This is a genomic window from Mesorhizobium sp. Cs1299R1N1 (assembly GCF_037179655.1).
GTDB lineage: Bacteria > Pseudomonadota > Alphaproteobacteria > Rhizobiales > Rhizobiaceae > Mesorhizobium > Mesorhizobium salmacidum.
Genome location: NZ_JAPYKR010000007.1, coordinates 199405 through 221454 on the forward strand (window position 1 = coordinate 199405; position 22050 = coordinate 221454).

Genomic DNA, 22050 nt, shown 5'->3' on the forward strand with positions numbered 1-22050 from the left:
TCATGGATGGCAAACTGGACAATTCTTTCATACCTTTTCGGGTTCTGGAGGGGATATATACCCCTCTAGCTTTGATTGGTGACGAAGTCCGCAGAGATCTCCTGGCCATTGGGACGATCGGCAAAGGCGGGTTCTGCCCAGCCATCTCCAGGCATCTGTCGTGATGACTGATCTGCGACGACACTATCGCGATCACCCGGGACCGGACAGTCGGTCGCGTGGGGTTCGGCCTCTTCATCACAAATCTTGACCCTCCCGCACTTGCACGTCCGGCCGCTCTCTGGCTTTTTGGGTTATCCATCCGAACGGACTGATTCGCGTCATGCCGCTCGATTGCAATGTCTACGGGCAGTCTGCTTGTGGGCCGTGAAGCGCAGGCAGTTGGCGAAGGAGAAGCAGGCATGGCCGAGTTCAAGAAGCCGGAAATCTCCGAGATGAGACCCAAGATCACTGTTATCGGCGTCGGCGGCGGTGGCGGCAACGCGATCAACAACATGATCGTCGAACAGCTTCAGGGAACCGAGTTCATTGCCGCCAACACCGATGCTCAGGCGCTGACCATGTCGAAGGCGACGCGGCTGATCCAGCTTGGCGCGCATGTCACGGAAGGGCTTGGCGCCGGCTCGTTGCCCGAGATCGGCCGTGCCGCTGCCGAAGAATCGCTCGACGAGATCATGGATCATCTGGCCGGCACCCACATGTGTTTCGTCACTGCCGGCATGGGCGGCGGCACCGGAACCGGTGCGGCCCCGATCATCGCCCAGGCGGCGCGCAAGGCCGGCATCCTGACGGTCGGCGTCGTCACCAAACCGTTCACCTTCGAGGGCAGGCGCCGCATGCAGATGGCTGAAGAGGGCATCGAGCGGCTGCGCGAGGCCGCCGACACCGTGATCGTGATCCCCAACCAGAACCTGTTCCGCATCGCCGATGCCAAGACCACCTTCGCCGATGCCTTCGTGATCGCCGACCGGGTGCTCTATGCCGGCGTCAGCTGCATCACCGACCTCATCGTCAAGGAAGGCCTGATCAATCTTGACTTCGCCGACGTCAAATCGGTGATGCGCGGCATGGGCCGCGCCATGATGGGAACCGGCGAGGCGTCCGGCGACGGCCGGGCGATGAAGGCGGCGGAAGCCGCGATCGCCAACCCGCTGCTCGACGAAATGTCCATGAAGGGCGCCAAGGGCGTGCTGGTCTCGATCTCGGGCGGCAGGGACATGACACTGTTCGAGGTCGACGAGGCGGCCACCCGCATCCGCGAGGAAGTCTACGAGGATGCCGACATCATCGTCGGCGCGATCTTCGACAAGAGCATGGAAGGCCGCTTCAGGGTCTCGGTCGTGGCGACCGGCCTCGATCGTTCGCTCGGCGAGGGTGATGCCGATGCGGGCATCGCGCGCGACCACGCCGGCCAGCCGCCACAGCGGACGCTGCAGTAGGGCTTGCTTGATCAGGATTGATTGGGCCCTGGACTAATTTAGTCGGCCCCGCTGCTTCGCGCGGCCATTGTCAGGCTTGCCGCATGGCGACAGCCTCATGGCGACGACAACGGATTGGTTGCCATTAGGTATCGCGTCTGTTTACCTGAGCCAGCTCTCGAGGTCCGATATTGCCGGCGATTCGCGGAGGGGAATATCAGTACCCGCAAAAATTCAACATCGACCGGCCATGAAGCGAGTGACGCAAGCTGGCTCGATCTTCATTTCGAGTCATCACGGCCGGAATACGAAGACGCACTTACCCAAGTTGGAATGCAACGTGGCTGGGACGTGCTCGACGCGGGATGCGGGGGCGGAAGCTTCCTTCCGCTCATCTGCGAACTGATTGGCCCCAACGGGTCCGTGACAGCTCTTGATCTCGCGCCTGAGAATATTCAACGCGCCGAGAACTTGACTAAGGATGTCCCGGATCGGCCGAAGGTGCGCACCCGCGTCGGCAGCATTCTGTCGCTTCCTTTCAACCATGCCTCCTTCGATTGCGTGTGGTCCGCCAATGTCATGCAATATCTCACGCCGGCGGAATTTCAGCAGGCCACGGATGAGGTAAGACGCGTATTGAAGCCCGGCGGCATCCTCGCCGTAAAGGACTTCGATTCGACGCTTCTGCAGATGCTGCCTATAGATCACGGGGTATTTACCCGCTTCATGACGGCGCGATTGCAGACGTTCCGCGACAAGGGAGTGCTTGGCACCGATTGTGGCTCCTCGCTTCCCGGACTTTTGCGGGACGCAGGGATGGAGATCGTCTGGCGCAAAGGCTGGCTCGTTGAACGGTGGGCCCCTGCTGGGGAGCACACGCGCAATTATGTACGCGACTTGATCTCCTATTTCACGACTGCAGCGCCGGATTACGGCCTCCCTGAGAGCGATCAGCATTATTGGAAGGAACTGGCAGCAAATCCAGGGAGCCTGCTTGATCAGCCTGATTTCTGCTACCGCGAATTCTTCGTTCTGACGGTTTGCAGGAACGCGGCAATCTAAGAGCACGTCCGTTTTTTAATCAGGGTCATCTCCTGCAGCTGAAATAGGGAATCCCAATCCCGATTCCCTATTTCAAAGGACGCCCTAGGTCGAATTTAAAACGTTTGCATTTTTGCGAAAGCCGATTACAAACGTTTCAAATTCGTTCGAGGAGGAACGATGACGAACCGCGTCATCACGCTGAAGGAGCTCGCGGCAAGCCTCGACCTGTCGATCACGACGGTGTCGCGGGCGCTTGCCGGCCATGAGCAGATCGCGCTCAAGACCCGTGAGCGCGTCACGCAGGCGGCGCGGCAGGCCGGCTATGTGCCCAACACGGCGGCGCGCACGCTCGTTTCCGGCCGCAGCGGTTTCGTTGGCCTGGTGTTGCCGATCCGCGGGCCGAACCTTGTCGATTCCTTCCTCGGCGAATTTGTTACCGGGCTTGGCGAAGGGCTGGTGTCGCACGGCGCCGACCTCATCCTTGCCACCGCCGCACTTGGCCATTCGGAGCTGTCGGTGCTGCGCCATGTCGTGGAATCCGGACGTGCCGATGGCGTCGTCGTCACCCGTATCGCCGAAGTCGACGAGCGCCTCGCCTATCTGCGCGAGCGTGGCTTTCCGTTCGTCGCGCACGGCCGGCTGCTCGACAGCGACTTTGGCTACAATTGGCTCGACACCGACGGCGCACACGCCTTCGGCGAAGCCTTCGACATGCTCTATGATCTCGGCCACCGCCATTTCGGACTGGTGACGATCTCCGAGCCGATGACCTTTCGCCATCTCAGGCAGGACGGCCTTGCCGCGGCTATCGCCCGGCGGGGCGACCCGTCGGTGCGGCTCGACGTGGCGACGGCGCCGCGCTTCGACCATCAAGCCCGCGTCCAGGCCGTCAACCAGATGCTGCATGGGCCTGGCCGGCCGACCGCCGTCGTCGCCCTGTTTGACGAGCTGGCGCTGACGGTAATGGAGGAGGCCGCCCGTGCGGGCCTCGATGTGCCGCGCGACCTCTCCGTCATCGGTTTCGACAACATCGCCGCATCGGCCTACGCGCCGCCGGGCCTCACCACGTTCGATGCCTCGATCCGCCAATGCGCGCGCGAGATCGCCGACATGCTGCTTACCGTCATCGCCGGGAAGCCCGGCAAACCGCTGACGCGGCTGATCCGGCCGACGCTGGTTGCGCGCGCAAGCCATGGACCTGCACCGCAGACAAGAAGCTGACGCCGCCATGACGGCGCATATCCAGGGAGGAAGACCGTGATGAAGGGATTGAAAACGCTGGCCGGCGTTGCGCTGGCACTGTCGCTTGCCTCAGGCGAGGCGCACGCCCAGCAGGTGCTGTTCTGGTCGACGCAGGCGCGCCCGGTCGAGGAAACGCAGAAGATGCGCGACGAGGTGCTGAAGGGGTTCGACGGCGCGGTCGACTATCAGGTCGCCGAGGCCGGCCCCTGGCTCACCCGCCTGCAGGCCGAATTGCAGGCCGGCACCGGCACCATCGGCGTGCTCGGTGGCCTGCATGGCGACTTCTCCAGCGTCGGCGCGAACCTTGCCGATCTGTCCGGCGTCGATGTCGGTGCCGTCAAGGTCAACGAAGCCTACAGGAAACTCGGCATGCTCGGCAGCGGCGAGCAGAAATACCTGCCGTGGATGCAGGCCACCTACCTGATGGCGGCCAACAAGCAGGCGCTGCAATATTTGCCGCAAGGCGTCGATCTCAACACCATCACCTATGACCAGCTGATCGAATGGTCGAAAAACATCGCCGAGAAGACCGGTTCGCCGAAATTCGGTTTTCCGGCCGGTCCCAAAGGGCTGAAGCATCGTTTCTTCGAAGGCTTCCTCTATCCGTCCTACACCGGCTCGATGGTGACCAAGTTCCGCTCGGCCGAAGCCGAGATCGCCTGGAACAAGTTCAAGGAACTCTGGCAGTACACCAACCCGAACTCGACCAACTATGCCTTCATGCAGGAACCGCTTTTGAGCGGCGATGTCTGGGTGGCGTTCGACCATGTCGCGCGCCTTGCCGACGCCTTCAACAAGAAGCCCGGCGACTTCGTCGCCTTTCCGGCGCCGGCCGGCCCTGCCGGTCGCGGCTTCATGCCTGTCGTGGCCGGTGTCGCCATTCCCAAGACTTCGCCTGACATGGACAAGGCGAAGGCGCTGGTCGCCTATATGCTCAAGCCGGAAACCCAGATCGCCACGCTCAAGGCGACCAATTTCTTCCCCGTCGTCGACGTCAAGCTGCCAGACGATATGCCGGCTTCGGTCAAGGCCTTCGGCCCGGCGATCGCAACCATGACCGGTGCTTCCGATGCGCTGCCGGCGTTGCTGCCGATGGGGCTCGGCGATCTCGATGGCAAGTTCAACCAGGTATACACCGACAGCTTCGAGCGCATCGTGCTCGGCGGCGAGGACGTGCATGGCGTGCTCGGCGAGGAAGCGACGGCGCTCAAGGCGATCATCGACCAGTCCAAGGCGCCGTGCTGGGCGCCCGACAAGCCATCCGACGGCGCTTGTCCCGTCGATTAGACCATGATCCCGAAAAGTGGAAACCGGTTTTCGGAACAGATCATGGTTAAACGAAAGTAGGAATCCTCCCAAGGGGGCGTCCGGAGTTTGTTGCACTCCGGGCGCCCAGGCCGCGGCATCGCAAAGGATAAACACCATGCACGGCAAGGCTCTGCCCTATCTGCTGCTGATGCCGGCGACCTTGTTCCTCTGCATCTTCTTCCTCTATCCATTCGCGCTGGTCGCCTTCGAGGCGGTGACCCGCGACGGCGCCTTCACACTCGATAATTTCCGCACCATGGCCGGCAGCTGGAAATTCCCCGTCACGGTGCGCAACACCCTGCTGCTGGCGGCAATCGTCGTGCCGATCCAACTGGTCATGGCTCTTTTGATGGCCAGCGTGGTTTCGCGGCTGGAGACCGGACGAAGTGCCGCCCTCTACGTGTTCGCCATTCCGCTCGGCATTTCCGATCTCGCCGCCGGATTGATCTGGCTCGCCATCTTCGACCAGTCCGGCTTCCTCAATACGCTGCTTTCCAGCCTCGGCATCGTCGACAGGCCGGTCATGTTCCTCGGCTACCAGAGTAAGCTGACCATCTTCATCGCCGTGGCGCTGGCCGAGATCTGGCGTGCCACCGCGATCATGATGGTCATCCTAGTGGCCGGCATGGGCCTGATCCCCAAGGAATATTACGAGGCGGCGGAAGTGTTTGGCGCCGGCCCGTGGCAGCGCTTCGTGCGCATCACGCTGCCGCTGCTTCGTCCCAGCCTGCAGACGGCCATCATCCTGCGCGTCATTCTCGCCTTCGAGGTCTTCGCCGTGGTCGCGGCACTTGGCGGCACCAACCTGCCGGTGCTGATGGGTGAGACCTACAACTGGCAGTTCACGTTGCAGGACCGCAATGTCGCGGCCGCCTCCGCGCTGCTCATCCTCGCCATCTCGATCGGCTTCACGCTGTTCTTCCTCCGGGTGCTGCGCGTGCCCAAGGAGGCCAGGATATGACGGAGGCCAGGATATGAAGAACGCGCGGATATGAGCGCCGTGACCGAAGCACAGGTCACCACGCCGGCCGATGCCCGCAAGGCCGGCAACTGGCTGCTGATCGCCACCGCGATCGTGCTCGGCGTCTGGGTGCTGCTGCCGATTTACCTCCTGATCGTCAATGCGCTGTCGTCGCCCGGTGAGGTCACGGCGTTCCCCAAGCGCTTCCTCCCGTCCTTGGATCTCGGCAGCCTGTCGTTCTTCATCAATTTCGCCGGCGTCGCCAGGGCGCTGTGGAACTCGATGCTCGTCGCCACGCTGACGATGATCCTGGCAATCGGCTTCGGTGCGCCGGCCGGCTACGCGCTGTCGCGCTTCGATTTTCCGGGAAAGGGCACGTTCCGCTTCCTGGTGCTGATGACCCGTGCTTTCCCGCTGCCGCTGCTGGCCTTGCCGCTGGCGGTGATGTTCATCCGCACCGGCCTCGACGACACCGCCATTGGGCTGGCGCTGGTTCACACCACGTTGGCGCTGCCGTTCGCCGTGCTCATCACCTTTTCGCTCTTCTCAGGCATCCCGGTCGAGCTCGAGGAAGCGGCCTGGACGCTCGGCTGCACACGTTGGCAAGCTTTTCGCAAGGTCATCCTGCCGCTTGCCTTGCCCGGCATCGCCGCTTCGGCGGTATTTGCCTTCACCATCTCCTGGAACGAGGTGTTCGCCGCCGCCGTGCTCACCATCGAGAACCGCACGTTGACCGCCTTCCTGCTGCAAAGCCTTGGCGAGTCGCCGCTCTATCTCAAATTCGCCGGCGGCGCGGCCTTGGTCGTGCCGGCGCTGATCTTCATCTTCGCCGTCCGGAAATACCTGTTCGCCATGTGGGGGATCGCCAACCGATGACACGCGCCACGGAGACGGCTGATGGCTGAAATCGCAATCAAGGGCGTGGCCAAGCGCTTCGGCGACTTCACCGCGCTGCATCAGGTCGACCTCACCATCGCCGACCAGGAATTCATGGTGCTGCTCGGCGCCTCGGGCTGCGGCAAGACCACGCTGCTCAGGATCGTCGCCGGACTGGAGACACCGAGCCAGGGCGAGGTCTGGATCGGCGGCCGCCGCGTCGATCATCTGCCGCCGCGCGATCGCGGCATCGCCATGGTGTTCCAGAATTATGCCGTCTTTCCGCACCTGACCGTGTTCGAGAACATTGCCTTCGGCTTGCGCATGAAGAAACTGCCGCGGCAGGAAATCGAGCGCCGCGTCAGCCGCACCGCCGAACTCATGCATATCGAGCAACTGCTGAAGCGCTACTCCGGCCAGTTGTCAGGCGGCCAGCGCCAGCGTGTCGCCGTCGCCCGCGCGCTCGCCATGGAGCCTGATGTCATCCTGATGGACGAGCCGCTGTCGAACCTCGACGCGCTGCTGCGGTTGGAAATGCGGGCCGAACTCAAAGGCGTGCTTGCCGGGTCGAAGACCACCACCATCTATGTCACCCACGACCAGGTCGAGGCGATGAGCCTCGCCGACCGCATTGCCGTCATGCATCAGGGCCGCATCGTCCAGGCTGCGTCGCCGGTCGAGGTCTATCGCAATCCGGCGGCGCGCTTCGTCGGCTCCTTCATCGGCAATCCGCCGATGAATTTCCTGCCCGCGACCAGGGCAGCAAACGGCAACTGGGATGTTGCCGGGCTGGCGCTGTCCGGTCCCAAATCGGACAGGCAGAAGGTCGAGTTCGCCATTCGCCCCGAGGATGTCGATGCCGGCGGCGAGGGCCTGCCCGCCACGGTGCGGATCATCGAGCCGCTCGGGCCGCACACGCTGGTCACTTGCGATGTCGAGGGCGCCCTGTTCCGCGCCGTGCTCGAGTCCGGCGCAGCCATTGCCGTCGGCGATCGCCTGCGGCTCGCTCCCAAGCCCGACCGCATCCGCTGGTTCGACCCCGAAACGACGCAAGCCTTGTGAAAGACCTGAATCATCCATGACCGCTCATGCCGCCAATGACATCATCGCCCGCGCCGTCGAAGTGCTGAGGGAGAACGATCAGGGGACCTATACCATCCCGACAAAAGGTCTCTATCCGTTCCAGTGGAACTGGGATTCCTGCCTGACGGCGCTCGGCCTTGCCCATTATGACGAAGCGCGCGCCTGGACCGAGATCGAGACGTTGTTTGCCCATCAGTGGCCGGACGGCATGGTGCCGCATATCGTCTTCCATGTCTGGAACGACAGCTATTTTCCCGGTCCCGAGGTCTGGCGAACCGGTCGCCCGATCGCCACGTCGGGCATTACCCAGCCAGCCGTCGCCGGCTTTGCCGTGCGGCGCCTGTTCGACCGCGCCAAGGACAGAAAGTTGGCCGCCGAGCGGGCCCGCGCATTGCTGCCGAAGATCGATGCCTGGCATCGCTGGTTTTACGAAAACCGTGACCCCAAGGGTGAGGGGCTGGTCGCCATCATCCACCCCTGGGAATCCGGCCGCGACAATTCCATCGATTGGGACGATGCCTTCGAGCGGGTGCCGACCGAAGGCGTCGAGCCCTACACTCGTCGTGATACCTTGCATGCCGATCCGGCGCATCGCCCGACCAAGGCGCAGTACGATCGTTATCTCTGGCTGGTGCAGAGTTTTCGCGGGCTCGGTTGGGACAACGCGAGACTGCACGATGCCTCACCTTTCCAGATTGTCGATCCCGGCTTCAACGCCATCCTGATCCGCGCCGCCACCGACCTTGCCGATCTTGCCGAAGCGCTTGGCGAGACGGCGATCGCCAAGGCCAACCGCGCCCGCGCGCAAAAGGGCCTGGCGGCCATGGAGCGGCTTTGGAGCGACGCGCACGGCCAATACCTCTGTCTCGACCGTGTCGCCGGCACGCTGGTCGACAGCGCTTCCGTTGGCGGCATCCTGCCGGCCTTTGCCGCGATCCCGAAAGACCGCGCCGCTGCAGTCGCCGCCACCGTCGAACGCCTTGCCGGCACCGCGCGTTACGTCGTGCCGTCACATGATCCCGGTGATCGGCGCTTCGACGCCAAGCGTTACTGGCGCGGCCCGGTCTGGCTGGTGGTCAACTACATGATCGCCGACGGCCTTGCCGCCGCCGGCCACGGTCAGGTCGCACAGCGCATCACGCAATCCAGCCTCGACTTGATCCGGGAGAGCGGATTTGCCGAATACTACGACCCGCTGACCGGTGAGCCGCTCGGCGGCGGCCGTTTCACCTGGACGGCGGCGATGGTGATCGAGTTTTTGCGTGATGCGTAAGTGGGTGGTGCCTAAGTTTGTCGGAGCGGGAACGCTTCGTCTCTTCAGGACGCCTTTTCGCCGACTAGATCAAATCGCTCGATCGCGCATTCGCGGCTGACCAGCGTCAGGATTTCCGTTGAAGGTTCGGTCGCATCGGACTGTCTCCATTCGAGATTGAACGAGTACACGAAGCGGTCGCGGCTGATGTCACGCTCCATCCTGGCGAGGCGTGCGCCATAGCCGAGCGGCCGCACCATCTCCTGCAGGTCGGGCGGTGAACTTTTCGGCCAGGAAACTGACAGGATCGCATGGTGGTCGCGCGGAACCTTGAGGTCCACCCATTTCAACACCTGAAGCGTCAGCAGCGTCAGCACTGTTGCAATTGCCGCAAGACCGAACTGGCCGCCGCCAAAGGCAAGCCCGATCATCGTCATGATCCACATGGTGGCCGCGGTGGTGACGCCGGTCACGAGGTCGCCGCGCCGCAGGATGGCGCCGCCGCCGATGAAGCCGACGCCGGTCAGCACGCCGAGCGGCAGACGCAGCACGTCCATGCGGGCGAAGAAATCCATTCCCTTGCCCGTCGTATCAAGCAACAAGTTGGCCTGGATCATCGCAACAGCGGCCGCAAGGCCGACCAGGATGGTCGTCCGAAGCCCGGCGGTGTGGCCGCGCGCTTGCCTGTTGAGGCCAATGAGGAAACCTGCAACCACCACAAGCAGCAGCCGTGCGACAAGATCGGGCCATGTCGGATGAAGCGGCATATCGCAGCAAAGCGGCTCGAACATCGTTCTGTCAGGCGGCGCCGGCGCTCCGCCTCTCCTGCTTCCCCGGGTTCTCGGCACGGCTCGGCGCCGATGTTCCTTGCGGCTGGCCGGTGCGCCGCGACCTCGGGCTGTCGATGTAAGAACCTCTTTGCCCTCCCGAAGTTCCCGCTGGCCAACCGCACGCGATTTGAAAGGTGGCGCTTGACTTCGGTCCCGGCATGTGAAAAATTTTGCAGCAACTGATAAAAATATCACCGGGACGGAAACGTGGTTGGTTTTGGAAACGGCCTTTTTCGGGACGATGATGCCAGCATGGCGGCGCGCGCCGCGTGGCTTCATTACGCCGGCGGCCTGACCCAGTCCGAGGTCGCCAAGCGGCTGGGGCTGACCAGCCTCAAGGCCCACCGCCTCATCACCAAGGCCAACCAGGAAGGGTTGGTGAAGGTCTATATCGACGGCGAAGTGTCGGAATGCGTCGAGCTCGAGGACGAATTGTCCCGCCGCTACGGCCTCGATTATTGCGAGGTGGTCCCGGATTTCGATTCCGAGGATCTGCCGCTCAAGGCGCTCGGCATTGCCGGGGCGCAGTTCCTCAAGCGCGAGATCGAACGCGGCGAGCAGGCGCTGATCGGCGTCGGCCATGGCCGCACGCTCGCCGCTTGCGTGGAGTACCTGCCGCGCACCACCACCGACCGGATCCGCTTCGTCTCGCTGCTCGGCGGCCTGACGCGGAAGTTCTCGGCCAACCCGCATGACGTCATCCACCGTCTCGCCGAACGCACCGGAGCCGAAGCCTATGTGATGCCGGTGCCGATGTTCGCCAACACGGCGGAGGATCGCATCGTGTTGCTGGGCCAGAAGGGCATCAACGAGGTCTTCGATCTCGCCAGATCCGCCGACCTGCTGTTCGCCGGCGTCGGTACCGCCGAACGCGAGGCTTCGCTGGTTGCCACCGGCATGATCGAGAAGGGCGAGATGGAGGAGATCCGCCGCAATGGCGGCGTCGGCGAATTGCTCGGCCATTTCTTCGACGACGCCGGCAAGGCGGTGGCGACCACCGTTTCCAACCGGGCGCTGGCACTGGCGCGCGAGGATATCGCCAGCCGCCGGATCGTCGCTGTCGCCGGTGGCAAGATCAAGGTTCGCGCCATCAAGTCGGTGCTGGAGGGGCGCTATTTGAAAGGCCTGATAACAGACGAGCGGACGGCGCGATCGCTCGTGGAAGAGACGCCGGTCGGGTAGCCGGCAACGGTTCAGTTGAAACTACCCTGTGGAGGAGAAGACGAAATGCATGAGAAAGAGAAAGACCTCATAGACGCCTTCCTGCGCGGACAAGTCGACCGTCGCGGACTGATCAAGGGCCTTGGGGCGATGGGCCTCGCCGCCGGCACCGCCGGCACGCTGCTCAACCTGGGCCAGACCCACGCGCTTGCCGCGGACTTCGACTGGCAGGCGCATAAGGGCAAGACCATCAAGCTCCTGCTCAACAAGCATCCATACGCCGACGCCATGATCGCCAATCTTGAGAACTTCAAGAAACTGACCGGCATGAACGTCGTCTACGACGTATTCCCTGAAGACGTCTATTTCGACAAGGTGACGGCCGCATTGTCGGCGAGCTCGCCCGAATATGATGCCTTCATGACCGGCGCGTACATGACCTGGACCTACGGCCCAGCCGGCTGGATCACCGACCTCAACGAATGGATCAAGGATCCGGCCAAGACCAACCCGAACTATGCATGGGACGACTTCCTGCCAGGCGTCAGGAATTCCTGCGCCTGGAACGGCAAGCCGGGCGGAGCTCTGGGATCGGAAGATGCCAAGCAATGGTGCATTCCGTGGGGGTTCGAGCAGAACAACATCACCTACAACAAGGCGATGTTCGACAAGGCGGGCGTCAAGGTCCCCGGCAATATGGACGAGATGGTGGCCGCGGCCGCCAAGCTCACCAAGGATGTCGGAGGCGGCGTCTACGGCATTGGTGTGCGCGGCTCGCGCTCCTGGGCGACCATCCATCCGGGGTTCCTGTCGGCCTACGCCAATTTCGACCAGAAGGACCTGAATGTGTCGGCCGACGGCAAATTGTCGGCCGCCATGAACACCGCCCAGTCCAAGGCTTTCCACAAGCAGTGGGTGCAGATGATCCAGGAGAGCGGCCCGAAGGACTGGTCGACCTACACCTGGTATCAGGTCGGCACCGATCTGGGCGCCGGCGCCTCGGCGATGATCTTCGACGCCGATATCCTCGGCTACTTCATGAATGGCGGCGACAACAAGATGGCCGGCAAGCTTGCCTTCGCCGCCTTCAAGGCGAATCCGGAGGCCAAGGCACCAACGCCGAACATCTGGATCTGGTCGCTGTCGATGTCCAACTTCTCCAAGGACAAGGACGCCACATGGTACTTCATGCAATGGGCCTCCGGACCCGAGCATGCGCTGTTCGGCGCCACCAAGATGGATTTCGTCAACCCGGTCCGGCAGTCGGTCTGGAAGGATGAAGCTTTCCGCGAGAAGCTGAACAAGAGCTATCCGGGCTATGTCGAGATGTTCGACGCCTCGGCACCCGGCGCCTCGATCAAGTTCACGGCGCAGCCGCTTTTCTTCGATCTCACCACCGAATGGGCGGCGACGCTGCAGAAGATGGTGTCCAAGGAAGTGCCGGTCGACGAAGGCCTCGACAAGCTGGCCGAGAGCATCAACGGCCAGCTCAAGGAAGCCGGTCTCGGTTAAATCGCAACGAGGGCCGGCCTGCTTGGCGGGTCGGCCCTCGTCATATCTTTTCATGTTTGCGATGCGGTGCCGAAAGGTGACCGCTATTTCGCCCGACCGGCCGCCTTGCTCCCTTGGGCGGCCGGCAGGGGCGAAGCGACAGCAACAACGGAGCAGCTCGATGACTGCGGTGGTATCGCAAAGGCTTAAGCCATCCGGCTTCAGGATCAGCAAACGGGTGCTGCCCTATGTGCTCAGCCTGCCGGCCTTGCTGGTCTGCATCGGCATCCTGATTCCGTTCCTGACCTCGGTGGTCTATTCGTTCCAGCGCTACCGGCTGAGCCAGCCCTGGGCGCGGCAGTTCAACTGGGGCGACAACTACATCTCCTTCTTCACCGATCCGAAATTCTGGAACACGCTGAAAGTCTCGCTGCTCTATGCCGGCACCACCGTCGTGCTGGAACTGCTTTTGGGCCTTGCCATCGCCTTGCTGCTGCAGAAGCGCTCGACGCTTAACAACTTCATCTCGATCATGCTCCTGATGCCGCTGATGACGGCGCCGGCGCTGGCAGCGCTGATGTGGAAGCTGATGACCAATCCCGGCTTCGGCGTGCTGAGCTATCTCGCCAGCCTCATCGGGCTGCAGGATTTCCGCTGGGCCTCGTCGCCGTCGACGGCGCTGCTAACCGTCGTGCTGGTCGACATCTGGGTCTACACGCCCTTCATCATGATCCTGCTGCTTGCCGGCCTGCGCAGCCTGCCGACGCAGCCCTTCGAGGCGGCGGCACTCGACGGCGTGCCGCGGAGCTTCGTCTTCTTCCGCATCACCCTGCCGATGCTGACACCCTACATCCTGACGGCGACGCTGTTCCGCCTGCTCGATTCCATCCAGCAGTTCGACATCATCTACGCGATGACGCAAGGCGGCCCGGGCGACACGCTGACCGTCTTCCAGGTCGAGGCCTATCTCAACTTCTTCCAGTCGACCAATGTCGGCCGCTCGGCGGCGCTGATGATCATCCTGTGGGCGATCACCTATTTCCTCTCCAACATCTTCATCAAGAACTGGCTCAGGCTGCGCGAACGCGCCCGCGGCCAGGCATAGGAGGCGGCGATGGAACATACCTCGCTTCTCGAACGCATCCTGCGCGGCGTGGCACTGACGCTGGTGGTGATCTTCTTCATGTTCCCGATCGTCTGGATTTTCATGATGTCTTTCCAGACCAACGAGACCATCCTGCGCATCCCGCCGCAGCTCATCTTCGAACCGACGCTCGCCAATTACACCGCGCTGATCACCGGCAAACTGATGACCGCCGCCGGCACGCTCGACATCGCCTTCATGCGCAACCTCTGGAATTCGGTGTTCCTGTCGGTGACCTCGGTGGCGGTTTCGCTGCTGCTCGGCGTGCCGGCCGCCTACGCCTTCGCGCGCCACAAATTCCGCGGCTCGGAGGACATCGCCTTCACGCTGCTGTCGTTCAGGTTCGCGCCGGCACTTCTGGTGCTGCTGCCGCTGACCCTCTATTTCCAGAAGCTCGGCCTGGCCAACACCTATATCGGGCTGATCTGGGTCTACCAGCTGATCTGCCTGCCGTTGATCCTGTGGATCGTGCGCGGCTATTTCGAGGATATCCCGGCTGACATCGAATATGCCTACCGCATCGGCGGCCATTCCTGGTTCGCCACCTTCCGTAAGATCGCGCTCCCGCTCGCCGGCCCTGGCATTGCGGCGGCCGGCCTGCTCGCCTTCATCTTCGCCTGGAACAATTTCGTCTTCGCGCTGGTGCTGGCTTCGGCCGACAAGCAGCCGGTGACGGTCGGCGCGCTCGCCTTCATCACCTCATCCGGCATCCAGTACGGCCAGATTTCGGCGGCCATCGTTTTGTCGATCACGCCAACACTGGCGCTCGCCCTTTACGCACAGCGCTATCTGGTCGAAGGCCTGTCGCTCGGCGCGGTGAAAGGATAGAAATGGCCAGCCTCGAACTCAGAAATCTCGTCAAGCGCTACAAGAGCCAGACCGTCCTCGACAATTTGTCGCTGACCGTCGCGGATGGCGAAACGCTGGTCCTGTTCGGACCCTCGGGCGCCGGCAAGACTGTGCTGCTGCGCCTGGTCGCCGGCGTCATCGATCCGGACGAAGGCAAGATCCTCATCGGCGGCGAGGACATGACCGATGTCGACGCGGAATTCCGTGGCGTCGGCATGGCGTTCCAGAATTTCGCGCTGTTCCCGCATATGAGCGCGTTCGACAACATCGCGACGCCGCTCGAGGCCAAGCGCTCGTCGCAGAGCGCGATCAAGGCCGGCGTCGAGAGCGTCGCCAAACTGTTGAAGATCGGCCATGTGCTGAGCCACAAACCACGCGCGCTCTCCAACGGCCAGAAGCAGCGCACGGCCCTTGCCCGCGCTTTGGTCGGTTCACCGCCGCTGCTGCTGCTCGACGATCCCTTGCGCAATGTCGACGCCAAGCTGCGCTTCGAGATGCGGCTCGAACTGCCCAGGCTGCTCGCCGATCGCGGCGCCACCGTCGTTTACGTCACCCAGGATTATAAGGAAGCCATGGCGCTCGGCGACCGTATCGCTGTGATGTCGCAAGGCGTCATCAGGCAGCTCGGCACGCCCGAGCAGATCTATCGCGAGCCGGCCAACATCGAGATCGCGCGGCTGTTCGGCGACCCGACCATCAATCTGCTCGACGTCAAGCCCGCGCGCGATGGCAGGGGGGGCTATGTCGGCCTGTCCAATGTGCAGGTCCATCTCGCCGATGTTCCCGAGACCGCCGTCGGTCGCGACTGCATCATCGGGCTGAGGCCGGAGGCACTGCATTTCGTTGGCGAAAACGAGCCCGGCGCCATTCCGGTGACGGTCGAGGCCGAGACGCCGCTCAACGAAAAGATCGTCACCCTGGTGCGCACCGTTCGCGGCCGTGAAATCCTGGTCTCGCGCCCGGCCGGAACGCCGGGCCGCAGCGAAGGCAAGGCCCATATTGTCGTCGACGGCAAGAGCGCCTTGCTGTTCGACAGGGCGAGCGGTGAGCGCATAGGCGCGAAGAACATTGTCAATCTGCGCAGCGGAGAAGCGGCATGAGCGCCAGCGCACTCACCATTTCCGGCGTCGACAAGTTTTATGGCCCGATCGACCGCGGCGTTCACGCCGTCAAGAACCTGACGATGGAAATCGGCAAGGGCGAGATCGTGGCGCTGCTTGGCTCGTCCGGCTGCGGCAAGACCTCGACGCTGCGCATGATAGCCGGCTTCGAGGAGGTCTCGCGCGGCGCGATCGCGGTCGCCGGTCGCCGGGTCCACACTTTGCCGCCGGTCAGGCGCAATGTGGCGATGGCCTTCGAGGGCTACTCGCTCTATCCGCCGCTCACCGTGCGCGAGAACATGGCCTTTGCCCTCAAGGCCGCCCGGCTGCCTCGGAGCGAGGTCGATGCCAAGGTCGCCAGCATCGCCAAACTGCTGGAGATCGAGGACATATTGGAGCGCTATCCCAGCTCCATTTCGGGTGGCCAACAGCAGCGCGCCAGTCTTGGCCGGGCGTTGATCCGTGAGGCCGACCTGCATCTGCTCGACGAGCCGATGGGGCAACTCGAACCGCAGCTTCGCGCGGTGCTGCGCGGCCGCATCAAGCATTTCATCAAGGAGCGCGGCCTGACCGCGATCCTGGTCACTCACGATCAGACCGAGGCCAACGCGCTTGCCGACCGCATCGCGGTGATGGAAGGCGGCGTGCTGCAGCAGTTCGACACGCCGGACCGGCTCAAGGAGCGTCCGGCCAACCTGTTCACCGGAACCTTCGTCGGCGAACCGCCGATGAACGTCTTCGAGGCCTTTGTCGGGACCGCCGCCGGCCGCATCAATCTGCGGCTGCCCGACGGCCTGTCGCTCGACTATGACAAGGACGCCTTCAGCGCTCCGGTGCGCGACCGGTTGCTCAGCCGCGAGCGGGTGGTCATCGGCATCAGGCCCTACGCGGTCCGGCGCTCGAAGGAAGGCGTTCCGGCCAGGGTCTCGGCCAACCAATGGCTCGGCGACCAGACCCACATCGCCGCCGATTTCGCCGGCGGTTCGCTGGTGCTGGTCGAGCATGACCGCACCCGGCTCGACCTCGGCGCGCCCATCAATGTCAGCATCGATCCCAAAAACCTGCACGTCTTCGACCAGGCAAGCGGCATGGCCATCTCGCACGGCATGGAGCTCGCGTGATGCGCGACATACTGATAGGCATCGATGCCGGCACTTCCGTCATCAAGTCCATCGCCTTCGACACGAAAGGCCGCCAGATCGCGGCCGCGGCAACGCCGAACCATTATGAGACGCTGCCGGGCGGCGGCGCCGAACAGGATCTGGCGCGCACCTGGGCCGATGCCGCCACGACCCTGCGCCAGCTCGCCGACAAGGTGCCCGATCTCGCCAGCCGGACCGTCGCCATCGCGGTGACCGGGCAGGGCGACGGCACCTGGCTGATCGATGGCAAGGGCGAGCCGGTGGCCAAGGGCTGGCTTTGGCTCGACGCGCGCGCCGCCGGCGTCGTCGAGGAAATCCGCGCGCGGCCCGACGACCGGCGGCGCTTCGAAAAGACCGGCAGCGGGCTTGCCGCCTGCCAGCAGGGTTCGCAGTTCGTCTTCATGAAGCGCACGATGCCCGAAATGCTTGGCAAGGCTGCCACCGCATTCCACTGCAAGGACTGGCTCTATTTCAAGCTCACCGGCGAACGCGCCACCGACCCGTCCGAAGGGACCTTCACTTTCGGCGACTTCCGCACCCGCGACTATAGCGGCGACGTGCTCGACGTGCTGGGCGTCGCCGATCTCAGGCACCTGCTGCCGCCGATTGTCGACGGCACGAGGCACAGCACCGGACTGTCGCCGGCGGCTGCCGCCGTCACCGGCATGCTTGCCGGGACACCCGTCGTGCTCGGTTATGTCGATGTCGTCTGCACCGCGCTCGGCGCCGGCCTCCTCGACCGCGAGCGCAAGCCCGGCTGCTCGATCATCGGCTCCACCGGCATGCACATGCGGCTGGCCGAGACGCCCGACGATGTGCAGCTGAACGAAGCGGCGACCGGTTATACGATGGCGATGCCGGCGCCGGGCGTCTTCGCGCAGATGCAGTCCAACATGGCGGCGACGCTCAACATCGACTGGGTGCTTGGCCTTGCCTCGGGCATTCTCGCCTCGCAAGGCATAACCCGCAGCAATGGCGAGATGATCGCGCTGGTCGATGCCTGGATCGCGGCCTCGCAGCCCGCCTCGCTGCTCTATCAGCCCTACGTGTCGGAAGCGGGTGAGCGCGGACCGTTCGTCGATGCCAATGCCAGGGCGGGCTTCGTCGGCATTTCGTCGCGCCACGGCTACGCCGATCTGGTGCGCGCCGTCTTCGAAGGCTTGGCCTTCGCGGCGCGCGACTGCTACGCCGCCATGGGCCCGCTGCCACGCGAAATCCGCCTGACCGGCGGCGCCGCCAGAAGCCCGGCGCTGCGCAAGATACTGGGTGCGGCCATCGGCGCCGACACGCGCACCAGCGCGCGCGAGGAGGCCGGCGCCGCCGGTGCGGCGATGATCGCCGCGGTCTGCGTCGGCCAATACGCCTCCATGGACGAATGCGTCGGCGAATGGGTGACGCCGTTGCTCGGCGAGGCCGAACCGAGCGACCCGGACCTCGCCGCGATCTACGACAGGATGGCCCCCTCCTACATGCTGGCGCATCAGGCCTTGCGGCCGGTCTGGCGTGCCATGGCGACATCGCAGGAAAATTGAGAAGTCGAGTATGCCCAGGAAAATAGCGATCATTGGCGACAACTTCATGCTGCCGGAGGTGTTTCGCGCCAAAATCGAGAAGGTTGTCAGTGGCGACCTCGGCATCAGGACCTTGCAGACGGCCTGGCCCGACGAGCCGATGGAGTTCGGCAATCCGGCGCTCGGCCTCGACAAGGTCAAGGAATATTTCGGCCATCCCGACGAGGTCGTCGACTTCATCGGCGACGCCGAAATCCTCGTCACCCAGCTTGCGCCCCTGTCGGAAGGCATGATGCGGCGCCTGCCATCGCTCAAACTGGTCGCGGTGTCGCGCGGCGGACCGATCAACATCGACATGGCTGCCGCCAAGACGCACGGCATCACCGTGGTCAATGTGCCCGGCCGTAACGCCACCGCCGTGGCCGAGTTCACCATCGGCGCCATCCTTGCCGAGACGCGCCTGATCCGGGTCGGCCACGAGGCCCTGCGCAAGGGGGAATGGCGCGGCGATCTCTACCGCGCCGACCGCACCGGCCGCGAACTCGGTGAAATGACCGTGGGCGTCGTCGGCTACGGCAATATCGGCACGAAAGTGGTGCGTCTGCTGCGTGCCTTCGGCTGCCATGTCCTGGTCAGCGATCCCTATGTGCAGTTGAGCGCGGAGGATCGCAACGCCGGCGTCGAACTGGTTGCGCTCGACGATCTCCTGTCGCGCGCCGACGTGGTCACGCTGCATTCGCGGGTGACCGGGGAAACACGCGGCCTGATCGGCAAGGACACCATCGCGCGGATGAAGCCGGGGGTGATCTTCGTCAACACGGCGCGTGGCCCATTGGTCGACTATGACGCGCTTTACGAAGCGCTGGTTTCGGGGCAGATCGCCAGCGCCATGCTGGAGACCTTCGCGGTCGAGCCGGTGCCCTCGGACTGGCCGCTGCTGCGGCTTCCCAATGTGACGCTGACGCCGCATATCGCCGGCGCCTCGGTGCGCACCGTGACCTATGCCGCCGAGCAGGCCGCCGAGGAGGTGCGCCGTTACCTGGCCGGCCTGCCTCCGGTCAATCCGTGCTGAGAGCGATGGCCATGATGCGACAATCCGGCAGCGGGGTGACGGCAAGATGAGCGTCGGCCCTGACATCGTCGACCTCTTCGTCATCGGCGGCGGCGTCAACGGCGCCGGCATCGCGCGCGATGCCGCCGGCCGCGGGCTTTCAGTCATCCTGTGCGAAAAGGACGATCTCGCCGAAGGCACCAGTTCGCGCTCGGGCAAGCTCGTCCATGGCGGTCTGCGCTACCTCGAATATTACGAGTTCCGCCTGGTGCGCGAGGCGCTGATCGAGCGCGAGGTGCTGCTGGAATCGGCGCCGCACATCATCTGGCCGATGCGCTTCGTGCTGCCGCACAGCCCCGATGACCGGCCGGCATGGCTGGTGCGGCTCGGCCTGTTCCTTTACGACCATCTCGGCGGCCGCAAACGGCTGCCCGCCACCCGTACGCTCGACCTGCGCACCGCGCCCGAGGGGGCGCCGATCAAGGACAGTTTCAAGCGCGGCTTCGAATATTCCGATTGTTGGGTCGACGATGCCCGCCTTGTCGTCATCAATGCGCTCGACGCCGCCGAGCGGGGAGCCAAGGTCTTCACCCGCACCGCCTGCACCGCCGCCCGCCGAGAGGGCGGCCTCTGGGTCGTCGAGATGCGTGACGTCAGGACCGGCATCAAGACCAGTGTGCGGGCCCGCGCGCTGATCAATGCCGCCGGTCCCTGGGTCAACGACATCGTCAACCGTGTTGCCGGCCAGAATTCCAGGCGCAATGTCCGCCTCGTCAAGGGCAGCCATATCGTCGTGCCCAAGTTCTGGGAGGGAAGGCAAGCCTATCTCGTCCAGAACAGCGACAAGCGCGTCATCTTCATCAATCCCTACCAGAACGATCTCGCGCTGATCGGAACCACCGACATTCCCTACGAAGGCCGGCCGGAGGATGTGACCGCGGATGAGAGCGAGATCGACTACCTCATCACAGTGGTCAACCGCTATTTCAAGCGCGGCCTTGCGCGCAACGATGTGGTCTATTCCTTCTCCGGCGTCAGGCCGCTCTATGACGACAACGCCGATAATCCAAGTGCAGTGACCCGCGACTATATTTTCGAACTCGACGCGCCGGATGCGCAGGCGCCGCTGCTCTCCGTCTTCGGCGGCAAGATCACCACCTTCCGCAAACTGGCCGAGCATGCGCTGGACAGGATCGCGCCGTTCTTTCCGAAGATGGGCAAAGCATGGACCGCGAAGGCGCATTTGCCCGGCGGCGATATCGCCAATGCCGATTTCGAACAGTTCCTCGGCGACCTCGCGAATGAGTATCCATGGATGCCGGCATCCCTGCTCAAGCATTACGGCCGGCTCTACGGCACCAGGACGCGGTCCGTGGTCGGCGGCGCCCGTTCGCTCGCCGCACTGGGGCGGTGCTTCGGCAGGGATTTCTTCGAGCGCGAGGCGAACTACCTCTTTGAACAGGAATGGGCGGAAGACGCGGCCGACATTCTCGAACGGCGCACCAAGCATGGCCTGCATCTGTCCGCCGAGGAGAAGTCGGCCTTCGAGCATTGGTGCGCGACCCGGCAGGCGAGGGCAGGCTGATGGCGCTCACTGCCCCTATTCGGCGACAGCGTTGAAGGGATAGCGACCTTGGCCTTCACGCTCTCCCTCAACACCAATCCGCTGGTCAACCGCTTCGCGGAGCCCGACGATCTGATCGACACCATCGCCTATGGCATCGGCATCAGGGACGTTCAACTCACGCACGAATTCGTCAATCCGGGCTGGCCGGCGGCGACGATCGTCAAATTCGTCCGCATGTTCCGCAACGCCTTGAGCCGCACCGGCGTGCGCGTCACCTCCGGCATGACCGGCCCTTATGGCCGGCTCAACCATTTCGGCCATCCCGATGCCGATGTGCGCCGCTACTATGTCGATTGGTTCAAGACCTTTGCCGATATCTCGGCCGAGCTTGGCGCTGGCGGCATGGGCACGCAGTTCGCCATTTTCACGCATCGCGACTTCGACGACCCCGACCGCCGCGCGCGTCTGTTCGACATCGCGCTGGACTGCTGGCGCGAGGTCGCCGAACACGCCCGGGCGGCAGGCCTGACCTACCTGTTCTGGGAGCCGATGTCGGTTGGCCGCGAGTTCGGCCACACGATCGAGAATTGCCGGATGCTGCAGGATGCGATCGATGCAGCCGGCATGGCCATTCCGCTGGAGATGATGGTCGACATCGACCATGGCGACGTGACCTCCTCCAACCCGGCCGACATCGATCCCTATGCCTGGGCCGAGGCCTTCCCCCGCAAATCACCGATCATCCACGTCAAGCAGTCGTCGATGAACAAGGGCGGCCACTGGCCGTTCACGTCAGCCCACAACAAGGACGGCCGCATCACGCCTGAGAAGCTGCTGGAGACGGTGCGCCGCGGCGGCGGCACCGACAACGAGATCTGCCTCGAACTGTCGTTCCGCGAGCGCGAGCCGGTCGACCATCAGGTGGTCGCCATGATCCGCGAGTCGGTCGACTATTGGGCACCCTTCATCGAGACCGGCAGGCCTGGCCTGCTGCCGAAAGCCGGATAGAAATTGGACAGG

19 protein-coding genes are annotated in these 22050 nt (G+C 63.8%); 18 read left to right on the forward strand and 1 reads right to left on the reverse strand.

What is annotated here, in order from left to right:
* The first annotated feature begins 401 nt into the window (after nt 1–401).
* The 8 genes from ftsZ to O7A70_RS17255 all read left to right on the forward strand — a co-directional run bounded on the left by ftsZ (nt 402) and on the right by O7A70_RS17255 (nt 9205).
* Entirely contained in the window at nt 402–1439 is a 1038-nt protein-coding gene (ftsZ, locus tag O7A70_RS17220) for a cell division protein FtsZ (protein ID WP_337141431.1), read from the forward strand.
* A 114-nt stretch (nt 1440–1553) separates the two neighbouring features.
* The gene (locus O7A70_RS17225; RefSeq protein ID WP_337141432.1) at nt 1554–2480 is read left to right on the forward strand and encodes a class I SAM-dependent methyltransferase; all 927 of its coding nucleotides are present in this window, start codon (nt 1554–1556) and stop codon (nt 2478–2480) included.
* A 159-nt stretch (nt 2481–2639) separates the two neighbouring features.
* Nucleotides 2640–3683 carry a LacI family DNA-binding transcriptional regulator gene (locus O7A70_RS17230; protein WP_337141433.1) on the forward strand — a complete coding sequence of 348 codons (1044 nt, stop codon included), beginning with the start codon at nt 2640–2642 and terminating at the stop codon, nt 3681–3683.
* A 39-nt stretch (nt 3684–3722) separates the two neighbouring features.
* On the forward strand, nt 3723–4991 hold the full coding sequence (locus tag O7A70_RS17235; protein WP_337141434.1) for an ABC transporter substrate-binding protein: 1269 nt from the start codon (nt 3723–3725) through the stop codon (nt 4989–4991).
* 136 nt (nt 4992–5127) lie between these two features.
* The gene (locus O7A70_RS17240; protein ID WP_337141435.1) at nt 5128–5973 is read left to right on the forward strand and encodes a carbohydrate ABC transporter permease; all 846 of its coding nucleotides are present in this window, start codon (nt 5128–5130) and stop codon (nt 5971–5973) included.
* Between the two features lie 39 nt (nt 5974–6012).
* Nucleotides 6013–6849 (forward strand): carbohydrate ABC transporter permease, encoded by an 837-nt coding sequence (locus O7A70_RS17245; protein WP_442921191.1) that lies wholly within the window; start codon nt 6013–6015, stop codon nt 6847–6849.
* A gap of 21 nt (nt 6850–6870) precedes the next feature.
* Nucleotides 6871–7911, forward strand: a complete 1041-nt coding sequence (locus O7A70_RS17250; protein WP_337141437.1) for an ABC transporter ATP-binding protein — start codon at nt 6871–6873, stop codon at nt 7909–7911.
* Between the two features lie 16 nt (nt 7912–7927).
* Complete coding sequence (locus tag O7A70_RS17255; protein ID WP_337141438.1) at nt 7928–9205, forward strand: amylo-alpha-1,6-glucosidase; 1278 nt, start codon at nt 7928–7930, stop codon at nt 9203–9205.
* A 44-nt stretch (nt 9206–9249) separates the two neighbouring features.
* Here O7A70_RS17255 and O7A70_RS17260 read toward each other — a convergent pair whose 3' ends face one another.
* Nucleotides 9250–9975 (reverse strand): MgtC/SapB family protein, encoded by a 726-nt coding sequence (locus O7A70_RS17260; protein ID WP_337141439.1) that lies wholly within the window; start codon nt 9973–9975, stop codon nt 9250–9252.
* A gap of 246 nt (nt 9976–10221) precedes the next feature.
* Between O7A70_RS17260 and O7A70_RS17265 the strand changes: the two genes are divergently transcribed.
* From O7A70_RS17265 to O7A70_RS17310, 10 genes are all read left to right on the forward strand, one after another.
* The gene (locus O7A70_RS17265) at nt 10222–11196 is read left to right on the forward strand and encodes a sugar-binding transcriptional regulator (RefSeq protein ID WP_337141440.1); all 975 of its coding nucleotides are present in this window, start codon (nt 10222–10224) and stop codon (nt 11194–11196) included.
* A gap of 45 nt (nt 11197–11241) precedes the next feature.
* A complete protein-coding gene (locus O7A70_RS17270) occupies nt 11242–12687 on the forward strand; it encodes an ABC transporter substrate-binding protein (RefSeq protein WP_337141441.1) in 1446 nt (481 codons plus the stop codon).
* A gap of 160 nt (nt 12688–12847) precedes the next feature.
* Entirely contained in the window at nt 12848–13771 is a 924-nt protein-coding gene (locus tag O7A70_RS17275; protein ID WP_140505586.1) for a carbohydrate ABC transporter permease, read from the forward strand.
* 9 nt (nt 13772–13780) lie between these two features.
* Complete coding sequence (locus O7A70_RS17280; RefSeq protein WP_027142220.1) at nt 13781–14638, forward strand: carbohydrate ABC transporter permease; 858 nt, start codon at nt 13781–13783, stop codon at nt 14636–14638.
* 2 nt (nt 14639–14640) lie between these two features.
* On the forward strand, nt 14641–15759 hold the full coding sequence (locus O7A70_RS17285; protein WP_337141442.1) for an ABC transporter ATP-binding protein: 1119 nt from the start codon (nt 14641–14643) through the stop codon (nt 15757–15759).
* Nucleotides 15756–16880, forward strand: a complete 1125-nt coding sequence (locus O7A70_RS17290; RefSeq protein WP_337141444.1) for an ABC transporter ATP-binding protein — start codon at nt 15756–15758, stop codon at nt 16878–16880. Before O7A70_RS17285 ends, O7A70_RS17290 begins: the two co-directional genes overlap by 4 nt.
* Nucleotides 16880–18433, forward strand: a complete 1554-nt coding sequence (locus O7A70_RS17295; protein WP_337141446.1) for an FGGY-family carbohydrate kinase — start codon at nt 16880–16882, stop codon at nt 18431–18433. Before O7A70_RS17290 ends, O7A70_RS17295 begins: the two co-directional genes overlap by 1 nt.
* Before the next feature lie 10 nt (nt 18434–18443).
* On the forward strand, nt 18444–19484 hold the full coding sequence (locus tag O7A70_RS17300; protein ID WP_337141447.1) for a 2-hydroxyacid dehydrogenase: 1041 nt from the start codon (nt 18444–18446) through the stop codon (nt 19482–19484).
* A gap of 46 nt (nt 19485–19530) precedes the next feature.
* The gene (locus tag O7A70_RS17305) at nt 19531–21048 is read left to right on the forward strand and encodes a glycerol-3-phosphate dehydrogenase (RefSeq protein WP_337141448.1); all 1518 of its coding nucleotides are present in this window, start codon (nt 19531–19533) and stop codon (nt 21046–21048) included.
* A gap of 48 nt (nt 21049–21096) precedes the next feature.
* Entirely contained in the window at nt 21097–22038 is a 942-nt protein-coding gene (locus O7A70_RS17310; RefSeq protein WP_337141449.1) for a sugar phosphate isomerase/epimerase family protein, read from the forward strand.
* Nucleotides 22039–22050: the final 12 nt, after the last annotated feature.